This window comes from Rhodococcoides corynebacterioides NBRC 14404 (assembly GCF_001894765.1).
In the GTDB taxonomy this organism is placed as follows: Bacteria; Actinomycetota; Actinomycetes; order Mycobacteriales; family Mycobacteriaceae; genus Rhodococcoides; species Rhodococcoides corynebacterioides.
The window spans coordinates 19518-42928 of the sequence record NZ_BCWV01000001.1 but is presented as its reverse complement, the minus strand read 5'-3'; the positions used below and the strand labels follow the sequence as shown (position 1 = coordinate 42928).

Here is a 23411-nt window from a genome sequence, read left to right as displayed (position 1 = left end):
GGTTTCCGCCCTATTCTTCGGTCATGGCCAGGACTCCGCACCCCGCCGCCGCGCACGTCGCGGACGTCCTCATCTCCCGTGGCCACCACGGCGTTCTGGTCACCCACGAGTCGCCCGTGCCGACCGCACGCGCCGTCGCTGCGGCGCACGGGGTCGAGGTGGGCGCCGTCGTCAAGTCGTTGGTTCATCTGCTCGACGACGATCCGGTACTCCTGCTCGTCTCCGGTGCCCACAACGTGGACCTCGCCGCGACCGGGCCACGGATCGGCGGCACGCTGACCCACGCGACGCCGGAGGTGATCCGGCACGCGACGGGGCAATCCGTCGGTTCGGTCTCTCCCGTCGGCCATCCGACCAACCTGCCGACCTACGTCGACGAGATGCTCGGTGAGCACGACCGACTGTGGGCGTCGGCCGGGCACCCCGACGTCACCTTCCGGACGTCGTACCGCGAATTGCTCCGCATCACAGCGGGTCTGGCCGTCGACGTCGGCCCCTGACCGGCCCGGTCAGGACGCGCGGGCGGTCCGCGAATCGAGGAGCGACGCCACCTCGGTGGTGACGGTCCGGACGACGCGGTCACGGGCACGGTCGAGCACGGGCCGCACGGTGACGCCGTCGGCCACGCCGGCGGCGACGATGTCCGCGATCAATCCGGCCAGCCCGGCCGGCGTTCCCACGTAGCGCAGGGTGTCCGGGCGGGGAGCGACCGCGGCGGCGAGGACCTCGCCACGGGCGGTACGCGCGTCGTGCGCGAGGTGCACGTCGAGGTCGACGAGGATGCGCGCGTCGGGATGCTCGGTCCGCAGGCGTCGGTAGCGCGCCTGTGCGGTGGAGAGGTCGACGCCACCGAATCGGACGACGCCGGGAACGTCACCGGTGACGTCGTGCGGGGACTCGACGACGTCGAGAGCGAGGGTGGGATCGAGAAAGACGAGGGTCATGAGGGGTCCAGTCGACGGCGGGAACTACGGGGCCGAGGCAATCACCGGATCCGACACGCGCTGGACGTGGAACGGCACAGATCGACGTGTCGTCGAGTCCAGAGCCGGTCCCCCATCACGTTCGTCATGCTATCGATCACGCCGCGACACCGGCGCACAGTGAGAGGCAGGTCACAGTCAGCGCGTCGAGGAACGCCTCGACGTGCGCCGACGTGGTGCCGAGTCCGACGGACACGCGGACCGCACCGTCGTCGGCGCCGAGGCGCGCAAGCAACGGATGCGCGCAGAACTTCCCGGCGCGCACGGCCACGGCGTGGTCGCGAGCCAGGACGTCGGCGACGACGGTCGGGGCCACGCCGTCGACGGTGAAGGAGACGATGCCGACGACGTCGTCCGAGTCGTCCCAGACCCGCAGCACCCGGACGCCGCCGAGTCGCGTCAGCCCGCGCACGACGGCGTCGGTGGCGGCGCGGTCGTGCGCCGCGACGGCCGCCGGGTCCAGCCGGGCGATCTCGTCGCACGCCGCCGCGAGCGCGACCGCGCCGAGCAGGTTCGGGGTGCCGCCCTCGTGCCGGGCGGGCGCGGGGAACCAGCGGGCGTCCACGTCCCCGTCGGCCAGGACCGACACTCCCGACGTCGCACCGCCTCCGGCGAGGTACGGGTCGGCCGCGTCGAGCCAGTCGCGCCGGCCCACCAGAACACCGGCACCGAAGGGCGCGTAGAGCTTGTGGCCGCTGAACGCGAGGTAGTCCACCCCCGCGGCGGTGATGTCGACGCGACGATGCGGCACCAGTTGCGCGCCGTCCACCAGGATGCGCGCACCGTGGCGGTGCGCCAGCGCCGCGAGGTCCGCGATCGGCAGCACCTCACCGGTCACGTTCGATGCACCCGTGACCGCCAGCAGCGCAGCGGGTTTCGCGGACAACACCGCGTCCAGGCGAGCGAGCGTCGCGGTAATGGTGCGTTCGGTACGCACCACCCGACGACGACGCCAGGGCAGCAGGTTCGCATGGTGCTCGACGTCGAGGACCACGACGTCGCCGGGAACGCTGTGCGCCAACAGATTCAGCGCGTCGGTGGTGTTGCGCCCGAAGACGACGACGTCCTCGTCGTCCGCCCCGCAGAACGCGTGCACGGTCCGGCGAGCCGCCTCGTAGGCCTCGGTGCAGACCGCCGACTTGTGCCCGGCGCCGCGATGGACACTGGCCGAGAACGGCACCACCTCCTGGACGCGCTCGACCACCGCGGCCAACGCCGCCGCACTGGCCGCGTAGTCGAGATCGACTGTGCAGCGGACCATCCCGTCGGAACAGCGCACGGTGTGATCGGAGCCGAGGACGGCGGCGAGAGGGGTGGTGACAGTCATGGCGATACCCTTCGGTCCCGGGACCGCAGACGACGCACGAGTACTCCCCGTGGCGGCGTGAGACGATCCGCGCTTGCCGGTTCCGGTCGGAACTCGGCCAGGTCGTCACCCGGAGCACCCCACCGCGGAAGGAGGGTTGCCGACCAGCGAGCCGGGGCTTGATGCTGGTACTCGTGACCTGCCAGCAGAATGGCAAAGACCGTCGAGGCTGTCAACTCGGTGGGCGCCGTTCCGCGGGCGCCGACCCCGTCGCAGAATCACCGCCCCGCCGCTGTTCATCTGCTCGCAAACTGCGGGTGTCATAACCTTCTGCGACGAGACGTCCCTGCTCATCGAAAGAGGCCGCCCGGCAGATGTCCCCGCACCCCGCGATACCCGAGGCGTTCCTGCGCTCGCCGGCCGCTGCACCGCCGCGCACGCTCGTCGACGTCCTCACCGACACCGCCGAGCGGTTCCCGGACGCACCGGCGGTGGACGACGGCGAGAGCATCGTCTCCTACGCGGAGCTGATGGTGAACATCGAGGAGGGTGCGCAGTGGCTGGCCGAGCACGGGGTCAGCGCCGGTGACCGCGTCGGGGTGCGCATGCCGTCGGGCGCCTACGGCCTGTACGCGGCCATCCTGTCGGTGATCGCCGCGGGAGCGGCGTACGTCCCGGTCGACGTCGACGATCCCGACGAGCGCGCGGATCTGGTGTTCTCCGAGGCCGGGGTCACCGCGATCGTGACCGAGAGCGGCATCACCGGCACCGGGCGCGTCGGGACGGGACGCCCGGTGGGGCACCCGACGATCGACGACGACGCGTGGGTGATCTTCACCTCCGGCTCCACCGGCACCCCGAAGGGCGTCGCGGTGAGCAACCGCAATGCGGCGGCGTTCGTCGACGCCGAGTCCCGACTGTTCCTGCAGGATCGTCCGCTCGGCCCGGGCGACCGGGTGCTCGCGGGACTGTCGGTGGCGTTCGACGCGTCGTGCGAGGAGATGTGGCTCGCCTGGGCGTCCGGGGCGTGCCTGGTGCCGGCCCCGCGCTCGCTCGTCCGCTCCGGCATGGACCTCGGGCCGTGGCTGGTCGCACGCGACATCACCGTGGTCTCCACGGTGCCCACGCTCGCGTCGCTCTGGCCCCGCGAAGCGCTCGAGGACGTGCGACTGTTGATCTTCGGCGGCGAGGCCTGCCCGCCGGATCTGGCGGAGCGCCTGGCGGTTCCGGGCCGGGAAGTGTGGAACACCTACGGCCCCACCGAGGCCACCGTGGTGGCCTGCGCGGCGCTGATGGACGGTCGCGGGCCGGTGCGTATCGGATTGCCGCTCGACGGATGGGATCTCGCGGTGGTCGGCCCGGACGAACAGCCGGTCCCCGTCGGCGAGGTCGGCGAACTGGTGATCGGGGGCGTCGGCCTGGCGCGCTACCTCGATCCGGCCAAGGACGCCGAGAAATACGCGCCCATGCCGAGTCTCGGATGGGACCGTGCCTATCGCAGTGGCGATCTGGTGCGACTCGAGGTCGAGGGACTGCTCTTCCAGGGCCGGGCCGACGATCAGGTCAAGGTGGGCGGACGACGCATCGAACTCGGCGAGGTCGACACGGCGCTGCAGAACCTGCCCGGCGTCGGCGGGGCGGCCGCGGCGGTCCGCACGACCGGGTCGGGCACACCGGTTCTCGTCGGCTACCTGGTGAGCACGGACCCCGAGTTCGATCTTGTCCGAGCGAGAGAGATTCTGGCCGAACAGCTTCCGGCCGCCATGGTGCCTCGCCTGGCACTCGTCGACGATCTGCCCACCCGGACGTCGGGCAAGGTCGACCGGAACGCCCTGCCGTGGCCCCTGCCCGGCCGGGCCCCCACTCCCGACGGCGCCACACCCATCGTCGATCTCGACGAGACCGCCGCCTGGGTCGCCGAGGTGTGGACCGACGTTCTCGGGGCCGAGATCACCTCGCTCGACGCCGACTTCTTCGCCGCGGGCGGCGGCTCGCTCACCGCCGCACAGCTGGTGACCCGGCTGCGCGAGCGGTACCCGCTGATCACCGTCGCCGACCTCTACGACCGGCCGCGCCTCGGCTCCCTCGTCGCACTGCTCGAGGACATGGATCCCACCACCCGGCAGGAGACCCGGTCGGTCGAGCCGACACCCCGTCGAGCGCAACTGATCCAGGTGGCGGCGACTCTGCCCCTGACGACCCTGACCGGACTGCAATGGGTCACGTGGCTCACCATCGCCGCGAACCTCGCGTCGTGGATTCGCCCGATTCCTTGGTTGCCGACGGTCTCCTGGTGGTGGCCGCTGCTCGGTTTCGTCCTCGTGGTGTCCCCCCTCGGACGCATGGCCGTCTCGGTGATCGGCGCCCGCGTCCTGCTGCGCGGTGTCCGGCCGGGCAGCTACCCCCGCGGCGGCAGCGTCCACCTGCGCCTGTGGATGGCCAACCGCCTGGCCGACGCCTCGGGCGCGACCAACCTGTCCGGCGCACCGTGGATGGTCGACTACGCCCGCGCTCTCGGTGCCCGGGTGGGCCACGACGTGGACCTGCACACGCTCCCCCCGGTCACCGGCATGCTGACCCTCGGCGACGGCTGTTCCATCGAGCCGGAGGTCGATCTGACCGGGTACTGGATCGACGGCGACGTCGTGCACGTCGGGCACGTCGAGGTCGGTCCCGGCGCCACGGTCGGCGCGCGGTCGACGCTCCTGCCCGGGGCCAAGGTCGGCAAGAACGCCGAGGTCACAGCGGGGTCCGCCGTCGCCGGCAAGGTCAAGGCCAACCAGCAGTGGTCGGGCTCCCCGGCGGGCAAGGTCGGCAAGGCCACCCGCCCCTGGCCGTCGTCCCGGCCCCCGCGCAGCCGCGCCTGGGTGCCGGTCTACGGCGTGACGTCGCTGCTGCTGTCGGGGCTACCGCTGTTCGCCATCGCGGTCGGGTTGCTGGTGGTCGGCTGGGCTGCCGCCGGCGCCCGCACGCTCGCCGGCGCGATCGGTCGCGGCGCGCTGGTCCTCGCTCCCGCCACCCTGCTCTCGCTCGGCGTGTTCGCGCTGATCACCCTGGTCGCCGTGCGGCTCCTCGCGATCGGGATGACCCCCGGTCATCATCCGGTCCGCAGTCGGGTCGGCTGGCAGGTCTGGACCACCGAACGGTTGCTCGACAGCGCCCGCACGTTCCTCTTCCCGCTCTATGCCTCGCTGCTCACCCCGGGGTGGCTGCGGTTGCTCGGCGCCGACATCGGCAAGGACGTCGAGGCCTCCACGGTGCTCATGGTTCCGAAGTTCACGACCGTCGGCGACGGCGCGTTCCTGGCCGACGACACCATGGTCGCGAGCTACGAACTCGGCGGCGGGTGGATGATGATCGGCCAGGCCAAGGTGGGCAAGCGCGCCTTCCTCGGCAACTCCGGCATGGCCGCGGCGGGACGACGGGTGCCGAAGAACGGTCTGGTCGCCGTCCTATCGGCCGCGCCGGCGAAGTCCAAGGCCGGCACGTCCTGGCTCGGCAGCCCGCCCGTCCGTCTGCGTCGGGCGCCCGCGTCGACCGACAGCAGTCGCACCTTCGACCCGCCGCAACGCCTCAAGGTCGCCCGCGCCCTCGTCGAGACGTGCCGTCTGGTGCCCGTGATCGTCTCGTTCGGTATCGGCTTCGGCGTGATCGCCGCCCTCACGGGGATCGCCGGCACCGTCGGCTACGGCATCGCCGCGCTGCTGTCCGGTGTCGTCCTCCTGGTGGCGGGCGCCGTCGCCGCCGCGGTGTCGGCCGTCGCCAAGTGGGCCCTGGTCGGCCGGATCGACGCGGTCGAGCATCCGCTGTGGAGCTCGTTCGTGTGGCGCAACGAGGTGGCCGACACGTTCGTCGAGGTGGTCGCGGCACCGTGGTTCGCCCGCGCCGCCGAGGGCACGCCGGTGCTCAACGTGTGGCTGCGGTGGCTCGGCGCCCATATCGGGCGGGGCGTCTGGTGCGAGACGTACTGGCTGCCGGAGGCGGATCTCATCACCCTCGGCGACGGCGCGACCGTGAACCGAGGGTGCGTTGTGCAGACCCATCTCTTCCATGATCGGATCATGAGCATGGACACCGTCACCCTCGGCCCCGGAGCGACACTCGGGCCGCACTGCGTCGCCCTTCCCGCCGCCGGGATCGGCGCGGGCGCGACGGTCGGCCCGGCGTCGCTGGTCATGCGCGGTGACACGGTTCCGGACTCGAGCCGGTGGCAGGGCAATCCCATCGCGCCGTGGTCCGCCTGATGGGGCGGCCCACTCCGCCGGCGTCCGCCGAGCCGCTCGACCCCTACATCCCCGGCCACGGGAACCGTGGCTACACGGTCGAACGCTACGAGCTCGATCTCGAATACAAGGTCCCCTCGAATCGCTTGAGCGGCACCGCCGTCGTCCATGCCGTCGCCGCGCAGTCGGCGCCCACCGTGACCCTCGATCTGGGCCCGGCACTGTCGCCGAGCAAGGTGAGCGTCAGCGGGTCGCGTCGCGCCAAGTTCACCCACCGCGGCGGCAAACTCGTCGTGACCCCGCAGACGCCCCTCACCGCCGGGACGTCGTTCACCGTCACGGTCACGTACGCCGGCAACCCCTCTCCCATCGCCGGGCAGTGGGGCGAGGTCGGCTGGGAAGAGCTGACCGACGGTGTCATCGTCGCCAGCCAACCCAACGGCGCGTCGTCGTGGTTCCCGTGCGACGATCACCCGAGTTCCAAAGCGGCGTACCGCATCTCGATCACCACCGATTCGCCGTACCACGTCATCTCCAACGGCACGCTGCTGCACACGCGGGTCCGATCGTCGCGCACCACGTGGACCTATCATCAGCCCGAGCCGATGGCGACGTACCTGGCGACGGTGCAGATCGGGCTCTACGAGAAGCGTCGTCTCTGCGACACCCCGGTTCCCGTCGACGCCATCGCCCCGCCGCGGCTGCGGGCACTGATCGACCACGATTTCGGGCGGCAGCAGCAGATGATGTCGGCCTTCGTCGAGCGGTTCGGGCCGTACCCCTACTCGTCCTACGGCGTGGTGATCACCGACGACGATCTCGAGATCCCCGTGGAGGCACAGACGCTGTCGGTGTTCGGCGCCAACCACTGCGACGGGCGTCGCGGCTACGAGCGACTGGTCGCCCACGAACTGGCCCACCAGTGGTTCGGCAACAGCCTGACCATCGGTCGGTGGCAGGACATCTGGCTGCACGAGGGGTTCGCCTGCTACGCCGAATGGCTGTGGTCGGAGGCGTCGGGGTCCTCCAGCGCGCACCAACTCGCCACCCGCACGCGCGCCCGGCTGGCCGGTCTGCCGCAGGACCTCCTGCTGGGCGATCCCGGCCCCGCGGACATGTTCGACGACCGCGTCTACAAGCGCGGCGCCCTGACCCTGCACGCCCTGCGGCGCACCGTGGGCGACGAGCCGTTCTTCACGCTCCTGCGCGAATGGACCGCCGGCCACCGGCATTCGGTGGTGGCCACGTCCGACTTCGTGGAGCTCGCGGAGCGGCACGGGGTCGACCCGGGGTTCTTCGGGCCGTGGCTCGAGCAGACGGCGCTCCCCCAGTTGCCCTGAGTTCTCCACCCCCGCTTCGGCTTCCCGCGGATCGCTCCTGCAGCTGCGGGCGGTGCACCGTCCGCAGTTGCACCCGGCGTCAGCGCGACGCGGGGAGGTGGCGACGGGAGTTCCGAGCCACCACCGCGAACGACGCCATCGCCAGAAGCACTCCGGCACCGAACAATTCGGGGTAAGTGAGTGACGTCTCCTCGACCAGCAGCGCCAGCAGGGCGGGCACCGCGAACCCGAGGTAGGTCACCGAGTAGAAGACGGCGGTCAGGCCCGCGAGGTCGCGGGGACCGGCGATGCGCTGCACCTCCTGCAGACCCGACACCATCGCCATGCCGTACCCGCCGCCGAGAACGGCGGCCGCGAGCAGCGCCATCGGCACCACCAGCACGTCCGCGGCGACGGCCACCAGCACCATGCCGACGACCACGATGGCCAGAGCGACCAGGACGGCCCGTGCGCTCGACGGCGTGTCGATGCGTCGGCCGAGCGCCTGGATCGCGAAGCCCGACGACAGCGCGACGACGCCGAGCAGCGCCGAGAACGCGACGGGGAAGGCCCCGGCGTGGTCTGCCATCAACCCGGGCAGCACCGCGTAGGCCACGCTCGCCGCACCGAACACCCACGGCGCCACGGGAAGAACGACGGTGAGGAAGCGGGCGTGCCCGGCCTTCGGGATGCGCAGGTCGTCGCGCAGCGGGGTGGTGCGATCCCCGTCGACGACGGTCTCCCGCACGCCGGCGAGCGCGAGCGTCGCGAGCACGGCGAGACCGACGTGCACCGCGTAGGGCAGCACGTCGGGCCAGGGCGCCCACTGGGCGAGCAGTCCCGCCACCCCGGCACCGGTGGCGAAGCCCGCGGTCAGGGACATCGCCGCTCGACGCGCGCCGGCCGTGGGCGAGTCGGCGGACAGCTCTTTCACCCAGCTGCCGCCGACGGCCATGCCGAGCCCGAGCGCGACGCCGCTGAGGACGCGGCCCGCGGACAGCAGTGCGGCCGTGTGGGATCCGAGGGCGATGAGCAGGGATCCGGCCGCGGCGATCAGCGGTGCGGGCAGCATGAGCGGACGTCGTCCGTATCGGTCGGACAGCGGTCCGCCGACGAGCAGCGCCGGCACGATGCCGACAACGTACGCGAAGAGGAAGACGTCGACGACGACGGGCGAGAAGCCGTATCCCTCGCGGTACATCACCAGGAGCGGCGTGAACTCGTTGCCGCCCCAGGCGACGGCGAGCATGCCGAGGGCAACCGGTAACCAGGGCCTGGTCCCGGTGGTGGACGAGGCCGGAGCGGTGGTGGTCATGAAAGTCCTCTGCTGTACGGCAGGGAATGCGTGGCGGCCATGTGGCGGCTCAGCGCCACCTCGAAGCCGGCCACGTCACCCTGCTCGACGAGTGCGGTCAGACGCGTGTGGTCGTCGACGATCGACGCCCACGCTTCCGGGTTGCGCGCCACGGAGTTCGACGTCATCCGTCGTTGCCGGTCGCGCAGGCCCGAATAGAACGTCGACAGCAGGGGGTTCGCCCCGTGAGTCACGACGAGCGTGTGGAAGTCGGCATCCTCGGCCGCGAACCGGTGCGCGTCGCCGTCGTCGGCGAGGGCGCGCTGTCGGTCGAGACTGGCCCGCATGAGGTCCGCGACGGCGCTGCGGGTGGCGGCGTCGTCGGCGAACGCGGCGAGGCTGCCGGTTTCCACGAGCCGACGGGCGTCCACGATGTGGGCCGCCTCGTCGGGTGCGATGGGCACGATCAGCGCCCCTCGCTTGGGGTAGAGCCGCATCCAGCCCTCCGCGGCGAGGCGCAGGAACGCCTCCCGTACGGGGGTGCGGCTGGTGCCGGTGCGCGCGGCGATCTGTCCTTCGCTGATGAGCTCACCGCCGGGCAGTTCGCCCGAGACGATGAGTTCTTTCACGGTCGTGTAGGCCCGATCGGCCGACGTCGGTTCCGTGTTGCGCACAACTTGTATCTAAGCAGATGCGAGACGTCGACCGCAGCAGCGTGTGACCGACCCGACAGCGCAGGCTCCGAACACTGCCGACCGTGAACCGAGGCCGACCGCGAGACGCTCGCCCGAGCTCACCCAGCCCGCCCGCCGGCCCCGAAACGGAGCCCGGCGGGCGGCGTCGGGTCAGAGCACGGAGGGGTCGAGATCGAGCAGAGTGCGATCGAGAGACGCCACCAGGTCGAACTGCGGACCGACCTTGGGCAGCTCGTACCGGAAGAAGTACTGCGCGGCGGCCCGCTTGCCGTCGTAGAACGCGCCGGTCCTGTCGCCCACGGCATTCAGCTGCTCGAGCCAGAGCCACGCGACCACCAGGTGCCCGGTGGCCTCGAGGTACGCCGTGGAGTTGGCCAGGGCCAGGTCGGGATCGCCCTGGCCCCAGACCGTGCCGGTGACCTCCACCAGTCGGTTCACCGCGGCACGCAGGGCTTCGGCGTAGTCGCGGGCAGTCTCGCCGGTCGACGCGTCGAGGGTGGTGGTGATCGCCTCCACGAGCAATTGGAGACCACGACCGTTCTGCGCCACCACCTTGCGGCCGAGCAGGTCGAGACCCTGAATACCGTTGGTGCCCTCGTGAATCGGGTTCAGTCGATTGTCGCGGTAGAACTGCTCGACGTTGTAGTCGCGGGTGTAGCCGTATCCGCCGTGGACCTGGATGGCCAGGTTGTTCGCCTCCAGGCACCACTGCGACGGCCAGGCCTTGGCGATCGGCGTCAGCACGTCCAGCAGGAACCCCGCGCGCTCGGCGGCGTCGGGCTCGCCGGTGATCTGCTCGTCGACCAGCCGCGAGCAGTACAGCCCCAGCGCCAGACCACCCTCGGCGTAGGCCTTCTGGGCCAACAGCATCCGCCGGACGTCGGGATGGTCGACGATCGGGACCTGCGGAGCGGCCGGATCCTTGTCCCCCACCGGACGACCCTGCGTCCGTTCCCGCGCGTACTCGAGCGAGTGCAGGTAACCGGTGTAGCCGAGCGCGGTCGCACCCATGCCGACGCCGATGCGGGCCTCGTTCATCATCTTGAACATGTACGCCAGGCCCTTGTGCGGCTCGCCCACCAGATAGCCTGTCGCGCCGCCCTTCTCACCGAAGGCGAGCAGGGTGTTGGTGGTGCCGCGGTAGCCCATCTTGTGGTTCAGGCCGACCAGGTTCACGTCGTTGCGCTCGCCGAGCGAGCCGTCCTCGTTCACGAGATGCTTCGGGACGACGAAGAGCGAGATGCCCTTCACCCCTGCGGGTGCGTCGGGCAGCTTCGCCAGCACCAGGTGGACGATGTTCTCGCCCAGCTCGTGGTCGCCACCCGAGATCCACATCTTGGTCCCCGTGACCGAGTAGGTGCCGTCGTCACGCGGGGTGGCCTTGGTGGTGATGTAGGCCAGCGACGATCCCGCCCCCGGCTCCGACAGACACATGGTGCCGTGGAAGCGGCCCTCGAGCATCGGCCGGACGTACCGGTCGATCAGATCCTCGCCGCCGTACTCGATCAGCAGGTTGGCGTTGCCGATGGTGAGGAACGGGTAGGTGGCGGTGCCGGTGTTCGCGGCCTGGAACCACGCGAGCGACGCCTTCGACACCGTCGTCGGCAGCTGCATCCCGCCGAGCGACTCGTCGAACTGCCCGGCGATCAGGCCGGCCTCGGTGAAGACCTGCAGGGCCTTCTCGACCTCGGGGATGAGGACGACCTTGCCGTCGTCGCCCACCCGCGGTTCGTTCGCGTCGGCCTTCTTGTTGTGCGGCGCGAAGTGCTTGACAGCGATCTGCTCGCTGAGCTCGAGCACCGCGTCGAACGTCTCGCGGGAATGCTCGGCGAACCGTTTCCGCTCGGTCAGGGATTCGACGTCGAGCCATTCGTAGAGCAGGAACTCGAGGTCCCGACGCGACAGGATCAGAGAGGCGGGAATATCGGCTGAGGACGACATTCCTCCGAGGGTAGTACCGACGACCGTGCAGGTCAGTCCCCCGTCGGCCCGAGCGAGATCCCCCGGCCGATGAGCCACAACTCGGGGTCGACATGGGTGCCGTCCACCACGGTCTCGAAATGCAGGTGCGGACCCGTGGAATCGCCCCGATTGCCCATGGTGGCAATCTGCTGGCCGGCGGAGACCCGCTGGCCGGCCACCGCGACGAGAGTGTCGACGTGGCCGTAGATGGACACCGTGCCGTCGTCGTGGCGCACTCGCACCCACAGCCCGAATCCGCTGGCGGGGCCGGCCTCGATCACCTGACCGTCCGCGACCGACACGATCGGCGTCCCGATGGGACCGGCGATGTCGATCCCGCGGTGCATCGTCCCCCAGCGCGGACCGAAGGGCGAGGTGTAGGTGCCGCGGGCGGGTAGGGAGTACGACCCGACCCGCAGACCCACGGCGGCCGGGGGCAACTCGGCGAGACGCCGATCCTTCTCCGACGCGCTGGCGGCAGTGGCGAGCACGGCGAGCGCCGCTGCGTACTCCTCCTCCGCGGTGGCGCGGTTGGCCTTCGCGATCTGCCGCAGGGGTCCCAGATTGCGCTCGGTCTCGACCAGGAACGACGGGCGCAGGTCACCGGCCGCGACCGGCGCGGCGGTCGGCTCCGTGGTCGGACCCGGGCGCGTCACCTGCACGACGAACACCACGACGGCGAGGACCAGGACGATCGCCAGGGCCTGCACCGACACGGTCCGCACGGGAACGGTGTCGGTCGACGCCGCGTCCGAACGCGACGGAGCCGCCGTGTCCCCCGGCGCGACGACCTCCCCCTCGGGGGAGTCGCCCGGCCGATCGGGACGACGCGGGAGCAGCTGGACCACCGTAGGAACGCTACCGGTCGGTAGCGGCCCTCGAGTCGGGTTTCGGTCGAGCACGCGCGCGTCCGTGCGATAGTTGTCGACCGTGGCACACAACGGCGCCGGCCCACTGGCCGACGACACCTCCGGTCGCACGTCGGGTGCGCGCCTGGCCGCCATCGTGGCGGCCGTGGGCGGCAGCGTGCGCGACGACGACCATCTGGCGACACTCCTGCAGCGCACCGCCGAGTTGGCGCAGGACGCCATCGCGGGCGCGACGGCCTGCGGCATCAGCATCGTGTTCGGCGGCATGACCTACACGGCCGTCCACACCGACGACCTCACCCTGCGGGTCGACGCGCACCAATACGAGGTCGGCGAGGGGCCGTGTCTCGAGGCGGCGCGCACCGGCGAGACGGTCCGGATGGGCCTCGACGACGTCGCCCGGAACTGGCCGACCTTCGCCCGCCTCGCCGAGCGCGAGGGCGTGGTGTCGTTCCTCGCGGTCCCGCTGCGGGCGGACGGCGTGGAACTCGGCGCGATCAATCTCTACGGCACGGTGCCGGACGCGTTCGACGCCGAGGACGAAGCGGTGCTGCAGGTGGTCACCGACACCGTGGCCACGGCCATCGGCGATTACGCCCGCGTGCGCGGTGCCCGCGAGGTGGCGACGGGACTGCGGGACGCACTGGACCACCGGGCCCCGATCGAGCAGGCCAAGGGCATCCTCATGGCCCTGCACGGTGTCGACGAGGACGGCGCGTTCGCCATGTTGTCCCGCGAATCGCAACGCACGAACCGGAAGCTGCGCGACATCGCCCGCGAGTTCGTCGACAAGGTGTCCGGCGGCCAGGTGTCCGGCGGCGAGGTGGCCGGTAGCTGACGCGGCCGGTCGCCCGGTCAGCAGCCGGCCGCGCGCGGTACGCCGAGAGCCACGATCTCGGCCTGCAGCCGCTCGCCCATCGTGCGGTGGCCCTGCTCGTTCGGATGGATGCCGTCGGGCACGTAGTCGCCCGCCCAGTCCAGCCACCGGGCACCGGCGGGGTCGACGAACGGCACTCCCGCGGTCCGGGTGACCTCGCCGAGGATCCCGCGGATGCGTGCGATGTTCTCGTGCTCGGCCGCCGGCGCGTCCGTCGGACCGACGACGACGACGCGTGCGCGGGGCACGATCACGGCGAGGGCCGCGTACATCGCGGTCGCCGCCGCACGCAATCCGTCGTCACCGACGTCGTTGCCACTCCCCTGCACCACGACGACGTCGGGATTCGACGCGGCCACCGCGGCCAGGCGGGTCGGGTCGGTGAAGGGCACGGTGCCGGGGAAGCGCACCCGCGCGTACCCGGTTCCCGACGACGCCACCAGCGTCGGCCGCCAACAGCCCCGTGCGGCGGCCACGTACGCGTAACCGTCGGTCGGGTCGTCGGCTCCGACCCCGGCGGCGAAGGAGTCGCCCACGAAGGTCACCCGGAGCGGGGCGGCACGGTCGGCGGCCGCGGCCACGTAGGGGTGGCGCGGCGGGACCTCCCCGCGCAGGGTGGTGACGAGGACGGCCGCCGCGATCACGGCGACGATCGTCAGCGCGAGCGCGACCGACCGGAGCGGGCGATTCCGACTGGGCACGTCGGTGATCGTAGAGACCGAGCGGGCGATGCCGCCCGGATTTCGCGAACGGTCAGCTCGCGCTCCATCCCCCGTCCATGACGTAGGAGCTCCCGGTGACCATGGAGGCCTCGTCGGAGACGAGGAACCCCACCAAGGCTGCCACCTCGGTGGGTTCGACGAGCCGTTTGACGGCACTCTCGGCGAGCAGCACCCGCTCCAGCACCTCGGCCTCGTCGATGCCGTGCACGCGAGCCTGGTCCGCGATCTGCTTCTCCACCAACGGCGTTCGAACATAACCGGGGTTGACGCAGTTGCTCCGCACACCGCGCTCGGCACCTTCGAGGGCCGTCACCTTCGACAGCCCCTCGAGGGCGTGCTTCGCGGTGACGTACGCGCTCTTGTGGGCCGATGCCCGGATGCCGTGCACCGAGGACATGTTGACGATCCGGCCGTACCCCGACGCGTACATGTGGGGCAGGGCGGCGCGGATCAGCAGGAAGGGCGCCTCCACCATGAGGGTGAGAATCCGCCGGAACGCCGCGGGGTCGAACTCGTCGATCGGCGAGACGTGTTGGATCCCGGCGTTGTTCACCAGGATGTCCGTCTCGAGGCGCAGGTCGGCCAGCGCGTCGACGTCGGTGAAGTCCACCGTCCACGCCCGACCGCCGACCTCGCGGGCCACCCGCTCCGCCGCGTCGCCGTCGACGTCCGCCACCGTCACCTGCGCTCCGCGCCCGGCCAGGGTCGCGGCCACGGCGGCCCCGATTCCACTCGCCGCGCCGGTGACCAGGGCCGTTCTACCGGTCAGATCCGTCGTCCCCGGCCGCGTCGCGTCGTCGCTCATGCGGTTCAGTGTCGGTGGCCGAGGCCCGGGTGTCGATGACGCCTTCCGCACCCGCCACCTGCTTTTCTGCACACCCGGTTACCGCCGATCGACCCGGGTACTCGCGTGACATGGATCTCACTGCGCTGTTCCGACCGTTCGAGAAGGCGTCGCTGCTCGACCGGGTGAGCGACCCCGTCGCGGCCCGTCTGCGCTCCGTCCTCTCGGACACTCCTGTCGACGGTCTGCTGCGGGGCACGTTCGTGGGGCATCCGATGCACCCGATCATGGCGTACTCGTCGGTGGGTCTGTGGAGCAGCGCGGTGTTCCTGGACGTGACCGGCCGCAGTCCCGACGCCGCCCGAACCCTCCTCGGCGCGGGCCTGGTGACGGCACCGACTGCCCTGGTCACGGGCTGGGCCACGTGGTCGACACTGACCCGCGAGCAGCGGCGCGTCGGGTTGGTGCACGCGAGCACCAACGCCGTCGCGATCGGGCTGTTCGCGGCGTCGTACAAGCGCCGGGCCGCGGCCGCGGCCGCGAGCACCGAGGTCGAGACGGCGCCCGACGCCACCGCGAAGGCCCTGGCGTTGGCCGGGTTCGCGGTGGCCGGTCTCGGCGGCGCCCTGGGTGGTCACCTCGGCTACAACATGGGTGCCGGAGTCTCCACTCGCGCCGTGGCGGCCGGCGTGTGACCGGTCGTCGTCACGTGGGCGGCGGCTCGATAGTGCGGTGGTGATCGGCGATGTCGCCCGGCGTCGTCAACCACACCCCGGCCGTCTCCGCCACGTGATGCAGCGCGCGGCGGAAGTGCCGCAGCCGATCCGGCTGCCCGGTGAGGAACGTGTGGGTCGAGATCGACAGGACCACCGACTGCTGTCGCGACTGCTCCGCGAGCTCGTCGATGGTGTCGACGATGCGGTCGGCGAAGTCGCGACCGGTGCCGTGGTGGTGCACGATCACCGGCAGGTCGTTGATCTCGTGGGGATACGGTACCGACAGGATCGGCCGGGACCGGGTGCGCAGCCAGACCGGGCGATCGTCGATCGGCCAGTCCAGGGTGTAGTCGAAACCGTTCTCCGCCAACAGATCCTCGGTCACCGCACTCGGCGCGGCGCCGGGGCTCATCCACCCCCGGGGTGCGGCACCCTCGTGCCGCTCGATCACCGCGCGGACGTGCTCGATGGTGCGCCGCTCCTCGTCCTCGTCCTGCACCACCGGGATGCGTGAATTGGTGCGGCCGTGGGCGACGACCTCGCCGCCGAGCACCCGCAGTGCCTCCACCACCCGGGGAGCGTGGTCGTAGATCTCGGCGTTCACCAGCACCGTCGGACGGATACCGACCTCGCGGAGGGTGTCCGCGAGCCGGAACACGCCCACCCGGTTGCCCCACTCGCGCCACGCCCAGTTGTACGTGTCCGGTGACTGCCCGCCTGGTGTGTATCCCAGATCGGTGGCGCCGTAGGCGAAGTGCTCGCAGTTCACCGCCACGTACACCGCCAGCGTGCCGCCACCCGGCCAGGTGAACTGCGGGCGCTCGACGATCGGGGAGTAGTCGAACCGGTCGTGGGACGGCAGCATCTCACTCACCCCGAGCCGCGGCGATGGAGGACCGCAGGCCCTCGAAGTAGGGGTCGAGGTCGGCGGAGACCAGCGTCGCGTCGTCGATCGAGGTGTGACGACCTTCGAGAACCAGGCCCCGGCCGTCGTGCGTTCCCCAGGCCCACCATCGATCGTCGCCGCCGCGGACGTCGAGCCGCACCGCGTCGCCGTCCACGTCGACCTGCGCCGTGCGCGTCGGCGCGTCCTCGATCGACTGCCGCCGACGGCGATACTCCGGGGACATCGGAGTCAGACCGACGGCCGCGAGCATGGTCGACATCGCCTTGCGCGCCGGATCTTTCGAGGTGGTGACGACGTCGAGGAACGGCGACGAGACGTCGTCCCCCGTCTCGAGTTCGGTCTCGAGCTCGCCGTGCCGAAGGGTCACCGTCGTCAGCACGTCGTTCTCGCGCTCCCAGGGACCGAGCACACGCGGGCCTGACCAGTCCCGCAGGGCGAACGTCGGGAAGGCCCGCGCTTCCGCTCGGAGCCGGTCCTCGATGGCACGCTGCATGGTCCAGAACTCGTCCGAGGTCAGGTGGCCGGTCGGGTACATGCGGTGTGAATGCCCGGGAAGCTGCGCCGGCTAACCCCGGTGGGCACACACCCGGCGGGCCCGCGACGAGTTTTCCTCGCAACCGCGGTCTACTTCCTCGAGCGTTCCACTCGGGGACGCCGGACATCGTTCGGGAGACACCATGACGCGCATGCTGTTCGTCAACACCTACGTCGAGGACGTGGCCTCGAGCCGCAGCTTCTTCGGCGCCCTGGGATTCGAGTTCAACGACGCCTTCTCCGACGAGAACACCGCGAGCATGATCGTGAACGACGCCACCACGGTGATGCTGCTGGCGCGGCCGAAGTTCCAGGAGTTCATCCTCGACGAGATGACCGACACGAGCCGGAGCCGCGAGATGTTGCTGGCGGTGTCGGCGGACAGCCGCGAGGCCGTGGACACCCTCGCGGACACGGCGCTGCGCCACGGTGGCAGTGCCTGGACCGACCCGCAGGACCACGGGTTCATGTACGGGCGGTCCTTCCGCGACCTCGACGGCCACGTGTGGGAGGTCATCTGGATGGACCCCGCCGTCGCCGCCGGTGACGGTCCGCCCGACATGTGAGTGCCCGCGCGAGTTCTGCCACACGATCGGACACGAATCCGCGAGATCGCAGGATGCGACGTGATCGTGTGGGAGAACTCGCGCACCCGTCAGTCGAGGACGTGCTCGCCGAAGATCAGCCCGCGGACCACCCACGTCAGGTCGTCCATCGTGCGCTGCTCGCCGGCGGTCCAGGTGTGGGGGCAGGCATGCCAGGCGGCGAGTGCCCCGACCGCACGGTCGTCGGCGTCGCGTAGCGGATGCGCGAGATAGGACCCGACCGCTCCGCCGACCACCGCGGGATGCGTGGCGATGCGCGCGTCCGACGCCGCGTCGTGGACCACCCACGACTCGGCGCCCGACTCGATCACCTGCGCCGCCAGGGAATCCTCGAGCGACGCCTCCCGGGCTTCCGCGAACGCCGCCGCCAGACCGATCGCGCCGAGGTAGAACACCCGGTCCCGGTCGACGAGCACGATGGCGGCGGACGGCACCCGCAGCGACTCGACGGTGATGGACACCGCACGCTCGAACACCGGCGCTCGGGGCGAGTCGAGCAGTCCCGTCCGCCACACCGAGCGCAGCCGGTTCGGGTCCCGCACCCGGCGCCCCGCCTCGGTGGGTCCGGCCGGAGTGCGCAGCAACCGGGCGAGCACGGCGTCGTGGATGTACTGCTCGGGCGTCTGCCCCGCGGCCCGAGCCTGGTCCGCGAGCAGCGCGGCCATCTCGTCGTCGAACTGCGGGTCACGCGCCATGGGACGACCGTAACCCGCCGGCGAGTGTCTCGGCGGTGACGCTACCTATCCGATGCTCGCGACCACGTCCACGTCGTACGCGGCGGACGGCTCCCCGAGGATCGACGAGAGGGCCGTCGCCGCCACCTCGGCGGTGCGCTCGTCGACGTGGCGGTGGACCGTGACGCGCGTGCCGCAACATCGGTGGCCCTCGGTGTAGAGCTCGAGGGCCACCACCTCCGTTCCAGCGGCGATCAATGTGCGCACCAGCGCCGTGCGCACCACCACGTCGGTGATGCGCAGGGTGTCGGCGCCAGCCGCCGTCGGGAACACGGCGTCGAGCGGCCACGCCCGCACCCCCACGCCGCGCACCCGCGAGATCGCGCGGTCGGTGACGTCGATCCACCTCGTCGACCGGTCGATGCGGCGCCGAACCGCGTCGGCGGCGCGGTCGGCCGGTCCGCCGCTGCGCGTCACGACCAGGCATCCAATCGGGCTTCGAGGGTGGCCCGGGCGCGGGCGATCTGGCCGCGCACCGCACCGGGGGTCGTGGACAGGATGTCAGCGATGTCGACGATGCGCATGCCGTCGACCTCCCGCAGGACCCAGCACGCCCGTTGGCGGGGCGGCATCCTGGCGAGGACCGCGTCCACGGCGAGGAGAAACGCCGCCCCGGAGCAGGTACTTGACGGATCGGTGTGCGGGTCGGTGCAGGCGCCGTCGACGACGTGGTCGGTCGCCGGCCGCGGAATGCGGCGACGGCGGTGGTCCAGAGACTTGTGCGAGGTGATCCCGAACAGCCAGGTGCGCAGGGCCGACTCGTGCCGATAGCCGGCGATGGCCTTCCACGCAGCGACGAAACTGTCCTGCACCACCTCCTCCGCGGCACCGTGATCGCCCAGCATCGACTCGGCGAACCTCGTCATCGAGGGCGCGAATCGGCGCACGATCTCGTCGAAGGCGTCCCGGTCACCGACGGCCGCCGCTGCGGCCAGCGCACGGTCGGGCAACGAGGCGAGGTCCAGCGTCGGGAATTTCCCCCTCGGCGCAGGCGCCGGGGCGGACGACCCGTCGGCCCCCACGGTCTGCACGCCGGGCACGCGGGATGGATGCACGAACACGACCACGCCCCCCGCCCTGACAGCCCCCTGATGCACCCGCGGCACGGGCACATGGCACGCGTGAGAATGCCCCGTCTGGTCCCGCCCTACACCCGAATGACGCACCTCACTCCACCGGCCACGTGCGCTTTTCGCGTCGGCGTCCGACTCATGGCCACACGATCCGCATCGCGGGTCGATCGCCCACGACACGAAAGGACTTCGGTGACCACCCCCCGGACCCAGTCCACCCGCCGCCACACCCCTGTCGGGAGCCGCGGCCGCACGACCGTCTCCCCCGCCGTGGTGGAGACGACGGCCGGTCTGGCCGCAGCGGAGGTGCCGGGGCTGCGGCCCCACCCCGCCCGGGTGGAGCGCCGAACCCGATCGGCACCCGCGCGCCGCGGCGTCTCCGCGCGAGTGAGCCACGGCCGGGCCGACATTCGCCTCGACGTCGTCGCCGAGTACGGCGTCGCCATTCCGGAGGTCGCGGCCGACGTCCGACGCGCCGTCGGTGCGGCCGTGTACGCCCGAGCCGGCGTCCGGGTCGACACCGTCGACGTCGCCGTGCACGACGTCTCCCGTCCGCCCCTTCCTTACCAACCACTCGAGGAGCAGAATCGATGAGCGACAACATATCCGACACCACCCCCGCCCGGGTCACCGTCTACGCGGCCGAACTGATCGGCACCGCGATCCTCGTGATCGGCGGCGTCGGCACCGCGGTCCTCGGCGACGAGGTCGGCACCGTCGGCATCGCCCTCGCGTTCGGTCTCACCCTGCTGGCACTCGCGTTCCTCATCGGGCCGATCTCGGGGTGCCACGTCAACCCCGCCGTCACCCTGGGCGCGCTGATCGCCGGACGCATCGACGCCGCCCGCGCGGCCGGGTACGTCGCCGCCCAGGTGGTGGGCGGCATCCTCGGCGCCGCCGTGGTCTACGCGATCGCCGTGGGATCCCCCGCCTACGACCGGTCCGTGGACGGGTTGGGCGCCAACGGCTTCGGAGACGCATTGACCGGCGGCTTCTCCCTCGCGGCCGTCGCGATCGTCGAGATCGTGGCCACCGCGATCCTGGTCCTGGTCGTCCTGGGTACCACCGCGGGCCGCAGCGCCACCGTCGTCGCCGCCGTCCCGATCGGCCTCACGCTGACCGTGCTGCACCTGATCGCCATCGGGGTCGACGGCACCTCGGTGAACCCGGCGCGTTCGATCGGTCCGGCCCTGTTCACCGGGGGCGACGCGCTCGGCCAGGTCTGGGCGTTCGTGGTCTTCCCGCTGATCGGTGGCCTCGTCGGTGCCGGAGTGCACCGAGTGTTGTTCTCCGCCCGCCGATCCTGACCCGTCAGGGAACCCGCGTCGACAACTCCACCGTCATGGTCGCCCCGCCGCCCGCGGTGTCGGACACCGTCACGGTGCCGCCCATGGCCTCGACGAACCCGCGTACCACCGACAGACCCAGTCCGACACCCGTCGTGTTGTCCCGGTCGCCCTGCCGCTGGAACGGCGCGAAGACCGCCTCGGCCGCGGTCGGGGCGATGCCGGGGCCGTTGTCCGCCACCGTGATCACGGCGCGGCCGGCCCCGGTGTCGGCGGCGGTCACCCGGATGGTCGACTCGGGCGCGTGACGCACCGCGTTGTCGACGAGGTTGGCGAGCACCCGTTCGAGCAGCCCGGCATCGGCGGCCACGACGACGTCGTCGACCCCCGTCTCGACGCGGTCGATCGACACGCGACTGCTCGCCAGGGCGCGCTCGAGCACGTCGGCCACCGGCACCGCGGTGAGCGTGGGTCGCACGACCCCGGCGGCGAGCCGGGACGAGTCGAGCAGGTTGCCCACCAACGCGGTCAGGTGATCGGTCGACTCCTCGATCGTGGCCAACAGTTCGGCGGTGTCCTCGGCCGAGAACTCCACGTCGGTGCTCCGCAGACTCGACACGGACGCCTTGACGGCCGCGAGCGGGGTCCGCAGATCGTGACCGACTGCCGACAGCAGTGCACGCCGCAGCCGGTCCGCCTCCGCGAGAGCCGCTGCCGCACTGGCTTCCTCGGCCAGCTCGGCCTGGCGGATCAGGCCGCGCGACTGGTTGGCGACGGCCGTCAGCACCCGTCGATCGTGGGCACGGGTCGCCGGGCCGGCCAGGAGCAGCGTGTAATCACCGTCGACCGTCGCGACCACGGTGTCGGCATCGTCCGGCGATACCGGCGGCGCGTCACCCGCGGAGCCGACGACGGTGCCGTCATCGTCGACGAAGGCCACGGCCCGCTGACCGTAGGTCTCGCGCACGCGTTCGAGCAGCGCCGGCAGATCGGCTCCCCGCAACACGGTTCCGGCGAACAGCGCCAACAGTTCCGCCTCCCGTGACGCGCGCCGAGCCTCCCGCGACCGGCGGGTCGCCGCGTCGACGAGCACTGCCACGGCGACGGCCATGATGAGCAGCACGACGGTGGTGACGAAGTTGTCGGGCTCGGCGATCGTGAAGCTGTAGCGGGGTTCTGCGAAGAAGAAGTTCAGCAGCAGCCCGGCGATCAGGGCGGACAGTGCCGCAGGGATCACGCCGCCGAGCAACGCCACGGCGAGCACCACGACGAAGAACAGCGCGCTCTCGCCACCCAGTTCGAGGTAGGGGTCCACCAGCATCATGGCGAGCGCGGACAGCAGCGGCACCACGACGGCCGCCACCCACGCCAGCACGCGGCGACGCGCGGTGTCCGGACGCAGAAGGCGTCGCCATCGCCATCCGCCGCCCATCTCGGCGTGAGTGACCATGTGCACGTCGATCTTTCCCGAGTCGGCGATGACGGCCGCACCGATCCCCTCGTCGAGGATGCGTGCCCACCGTGAGCGTCGCGACGTGCCGATGACGAGCTGCGTCGCGTTGGCGCCGCGGGCGAAATCGAGCAGCGTGGCCGGGACGTCGTCGCCGACGACGCTGTGCATGCTCGCGCCCAGCGCGGCGGCCAGACGACGCACCTTGCCCATCTGCGGGGCCGAGACGCCGGCGAGCCCGTCGCCGCGCACCACGTGCAACACCATGAGCTCCGCGCTCGACTTGGCCGCGATGCGGCGCGCCCGACGCACCAGGGTCTCCGACTCCGGACCGCCGGTGACGGCGACCACCACACGCTCGCGTGCCTCCCAGGTGTCCGTGATGTGGTGTGCCGAACGGTATTTCGCCAAGGCTGCGTCCACCTGGTCGGCGATCCACAGCAGAGCCAGTTCCCGCAGCGCGGTGAGGTTGCCCTGCCGGAAGTAGTTCGAGAGGGCGGCGTCGACCTTGTCCGGGGCGTAGACGTTGCCGTGAACCAGGCGGCGTCGCAACGCCTCCGGGGCGACGTCGACCAGTTCCACCTGCTCGGCGCCGCGCACCACGGCGTCGGGGACCGTCTCGCGCTGCCGGACCCCGGTGATCTGTTCGACGACGTCGTTCAGACTCTCGAGGTGCTGGACGTTGACGGTGCTGACGACGTCGATGCCGGCGGCGAGGATGTCCTCGACGTCCTGCCACCTCTTCTCGCGCCGACTGCCCGGTGTGTTGGTGTGGGCCAGTTCGTCGACCAACACGAGGGCCGGCGCCCGGGCGATCACGGCGTCGACGTCGAGTTCGGACGCCGTCGAGCCTCGATAACGCACGGTCCGCAGCGGGATCTGCTCGATGCCGTCGAGCAGCTCCGCGGTGTGGACGCGGCCGTGGGTCTCGACGACCCCGACGACCACGTCGCAGCCGCGCCCCTTCCGCCGGTGCGCCTCCCCCAGCATCGCGTAGGTCTTGCCGACGCCGGGGGCGGCACCGAGGTAGATCCGGAGTTCGCCCCTGGTGCTCACGTCGTCCATCGAACCG

Annotated in this window: 23 protein-coding genes and 1 riboswitch; of the genes, 8 read left to right on the top strand and 15 right to left on the bottom strand. The window is 71.3% G+C overall.

The features are described from left to right. The first annotated feature begins 23 nt into the window (after positions 1 to 23). Positions 24 to 500, top strand: coding sequence for a YbaK/EbsC family protein (locus tag RC2_RS00190; protein WP_068149284.1), 477 nt, complete (start codon positions 24 to 26; stop codon positions 498 to 500). Positions 501 to 509: 9 nt separating this feature from the next. Here the strand turns inward: RC2_RS00190 and RC2_RS00185 are convergent, their stop codons facing one another. Genes RC2_RS00185 through RC2_RS00180 form a run of 3 tightly spaced genes read right to left on the bottom strand, consistent with a single transcriptional unit; the run spans position 510 to position 2310 of the window. Further along, positions 510 to 944, bottom strand: a complete 435-nt coding sequence (locus RC2_RS00185) for a hypothetical protein (protein ID WP_068149288.1) — start codon at positions 942 to 944, stop codon at positions 510 to 512. A 41-nt stretch (positions 945 to 985) separates the two neighbouring features. Continuing rightward, complete coding sequence (locus RC2_RS19345; protein ID WP_369406103.1) at positions 986 to 1060, bottom strand: putative leader peptide; 75 nt, start codon at positions 1058 to 1060, stop codon at positions 986 to 988. 20 nt (positions 1061 to 1080) lie between these two features. Continuing rightward, complete coding sequence (locus RC2_RS00180; protein WP_068149291.1) at positions 1081 to 2310, bottom strand: aminotransferase class V-fold PLP-dependent enzyme; 1230 nt, start codon at positions 2308 to 2310, stop codon at positions 1081 to 1083. Positions 2311 to 2374: 64 nt separating this feature from the next. Beyond that, positions 2375 to 2489: riboswitch (SAM riboswitch) on the bottom strand. A gap of 174 nt (positions 2490 to 2663) precedes the next feature. On the opposite strand from RC2_RS00180, the gene RC2_RS00175 reads away from it, so the two are divergent. Beyond that, the gene (locus tag RC2_RS00175) at positions 2664 to 6533 is read left to right on the top strand and encodes a Pls/PosA family non-ribosomal peptide synthetase (protein WP_068149294.1); all 3870 of its coding nucleotides are present in this window, start codon (positions 2664 to 2666) and stop codon (positions 6531 to 6533) included. Beyond that, positions 6533 to 7852, top strand: coding sequence for a M1 family metallopeptidase (locus RC2_RS00170; protein WP_068149379.1), 1320 nt, complete (start codon positions 6533 to 6535; stop codon positions 7850 to 7852). The genes RC2_RS00175 and RC2_RS00170 overlap by 1 nt, the downstream gene beginning before the upstream one ends. Before the next feature lie 79 nt (positions 7853 to 7931). Here RC2_RS00170 and RC2_RS00165 read toward each other — a convergent pair whose 3' ends face one another. From RC2_RS00165 to RC2_RS00150, 4 genes are all read right to left on the bottom strand, one after another. After that, complete coding sequence (locus tag RC2_RS00165) at positions 7932 to 9146, bottom strand: MFS transporter (RefSeq protein WP_068149297.1); 1215 nt, start codon at positions 9144 to 9146, stop codon at positions 7932 to 7934. Continuing rightward, on the bottom strand, positions 9143 to 9799 hold the full coding sequence (locus RC2_RS00160; RefSeq protein ID WP_068149299.1) for a GntR family transcriptional regulator: 657 nt from the start codon (positions 9797 to 9799) through the stop codon (positions 9143 to 9145). Before RC2_RS00160 ends, RC2_RS00165 begins: the two co-directional genes overlap by 4 nt. A gap of 171 nt (positions 9800 to 9970) precedes the next feature. Beyond that, a complete protein-coding gene (locus RC2_RS00155; RefSeq protein WP_068149381.1) occupies positions 9971 to 11761 on the bottom strand; it encodes an acyl-CoA dehydrogenase in 1791 nt (596 codons plus the stop codon). Between the two features lie 32 nt (positions 11762 to 11793). Continuing rightward, positions 11794 to 12630 (bottom strand): M23 family metallopeptidase, encoded by an 837-nt coding sequence (locus tag RC2_RS00150; RefSeq protein WP_068149301.1) that lies wholly within the window; start codon positions 12628 to 12630, stop codon positions 11794 to 11796. 82 nt (positions 12631 to 12712) lie between these two features. On the opposite strand from RC2_RS00150, the gene RC2_RS00145 reads away from it, so the two are divergent. After that, positions 12713 to 13489, top strand: a complete 777-nt coding sequence (locus RC2_RS00145; protein ID WP_068149313.1) for a GAF and ANTAR domain-containing protein — start codon at positions 12713 to 12715, stop codon at positions 13487 to 13489. 17 nt (positions 13490 to 13506) lie between these two features. Here RC2_RS00145 and RC2_RS00140 read toward each other — a convergent pair whose 3' ends face one another. Both RC2_RS00140 and RC2_RS00135 read right to left on the bottom strand, forming a co-directional pair. Then, entirely contained in the window at positions 13507 to 14229 is a 723-nt protein-coding gene (locus tag RC2_RS00140) for an SGNH/GDSL hydrolase family protein (RefSeq protein ID WP_068149315.1), read from the bottom strand. A 52-nt stretch (positions 14230 to 14281) separates the two neighbouring features. Beyond that, entirely contained in the window at positions 14282 to 15055 is a 774-nt protein-coding gene (locus tag RC2_RS00135) for a 3-hydroxybutyrate dehydrogenase (RefSeq protein WP_068149318.1), read from the bottom strand. A gap of 110 nt (positions 15056 to 15165) precedes the next feature. Here RC2_RS00135 and RC2_RS00130 point away from each other — a divergent pair, with 110 nt between their 5' ends. Continuing rightward, positions 15166 to 15729, top strand: coding sequence for a DUF2231 domain-containing protein (locus RC2_RS00130; protein WP_068149321.1), 564 nt, complete (start codon positions 15166 to 15168; stop codon positions 15727 to 15729). A 10-nt stretch (positions 15730 to 15739) separates the two neighbouring features. On the opposite strand, the gene RC2_RS00125 is transcribed toward RC2_RS00130, so the two are convergent. Next, positions 15740 to 16615 carry a polysaccharide deacetylase family protein gene (locus RC2_RS00125; protein WP_068149384.1) on the bottom strand — a complete coding sequence of 292 codons (876 nt, stop codon included), beginning with the start codon at positions 16613 to 16615 and terminating at the stop codon, positions 15740 to 15742. A 1-nt stretch (position 16616) separates the two neighbouring features. Further along, the gene (locus tag RC2_RS00120) at positions 16617 to 17192 is read right to left on the bottom strand and encodes a hypothetical protein (protein WP_068149325.1); all 576 of its coding nucleotides are present in this window, start codon (positions 17190 to 17192) and stop codon (positions 16617 to 16619) included. 142 nt (positions 17193 to 17334) lie between these two features. Between RC2_RS00120 and RC2_RS00115 the strand changes: the two genes are divergently transcribed. After that, positions 17335 to 17757 (top strand): VOC family protein, encoded by a 423-nt coding sequence (locus RC2_RS00115; protein ID WP_068149331.1) that lies wholly within the window; start codon positions 17335 to 17337, stop codon positions 17755 to 17757. A gap of 89 nt (positions 17758 to 17846) precedes the next feature. Here RC2_RS00115 and RC2_RS00110 read toward each other — a convergent pair whose 3' ends face one another. Genes RC2_RS00110 through RC2_RS00100 form a run of 3 tightly spaced genes read right to left on the bottom strand, consistent with a single transcriptional unit; the run spans position 17847 to position 19585 of the window. Further along, on the bottom strand, positions 17847 to 18491 hold the full coding sequence (locus RC2_RS00110) for a GAF domain-containing protein (RefSeq protein ID WP_068149333.1): 645 nt from the start codon (positions 18489 to 18491) through the stop codon (positions 17847 to 17849). 45 nt (positions 18492 to 18536) lie between these two features. Further along, positions 18537 to 18947: a hypothetical protein gene (locus RC2_RS00105; protein ID WP_068149335.1), complete on the bottom strand. Its 411-nt coding sequence runs from the start codon at positions 18945 to 18947 to the stop codon at positions 18537 to 18539. Then, a complete protein-coding gene (locus tag RC2_RS00100) occupies positions 18944 to 19585 on the bottom strand; it encodes an RNA polymerase sigma factor (RefSeq protein ID WP_245810890.1) in 642 nt (213 codons plus the stop codon). The genes RC2_RS00105 and RC2_RS00100 overlap by 4 nt, the downstream gene beginning before the upstream one ends. A gap of 210 nt (positions 19586 to 19795) precedes the next feature. Between RC2_RS00100 and RC2_RS00095 the strand changes: the two genes are divergently transcribed. Together RC2_RS00095 and RC2_RS00090 are read left to right on the top strand one after the other, a co-directional pair. Next, complete coding sequence (locus RC2_RS00095) at positions 19796 to 20197, top strand: Asp23/Gls24 family envelope stress response protein (RefSeq protein WP_072680877.1); 402 nt, start codon at positions 19796 to 19798, stop codon at positions 20195 to 20197. Further along, positions 20194 to 20910, top strand: coding sequence for an aquaporin (locus RC2_RS00090; RefSeq protein ID WP_068149338.1), 717 nt, complete (start codon positions 20194 to 20196; stop codon positions 20908 to 20910). Before RC2_RS00095 ends, RC2_RS00090 begins: the two co-directional genes overlap by 4 nt. Before the next feature lie 4 nt (positions 20911 to 20914). On the opposite strand, the gene RC2_RS00085 is transcribed toward RC2_RS00090, so the two are convergent. Then, positions 20915 to 23404, bottom strand: a complete 2490-nt coding sequence (locus tag RC2_RS00085) for a sensor histidine kinase (RefSeq protein ID WP_068149341.1) — start codon at positions 23402 to 23404, stop codon at positions 20915 to 20917. Positions 23405 to 23411: the final 7 nt, after the last annotated feature.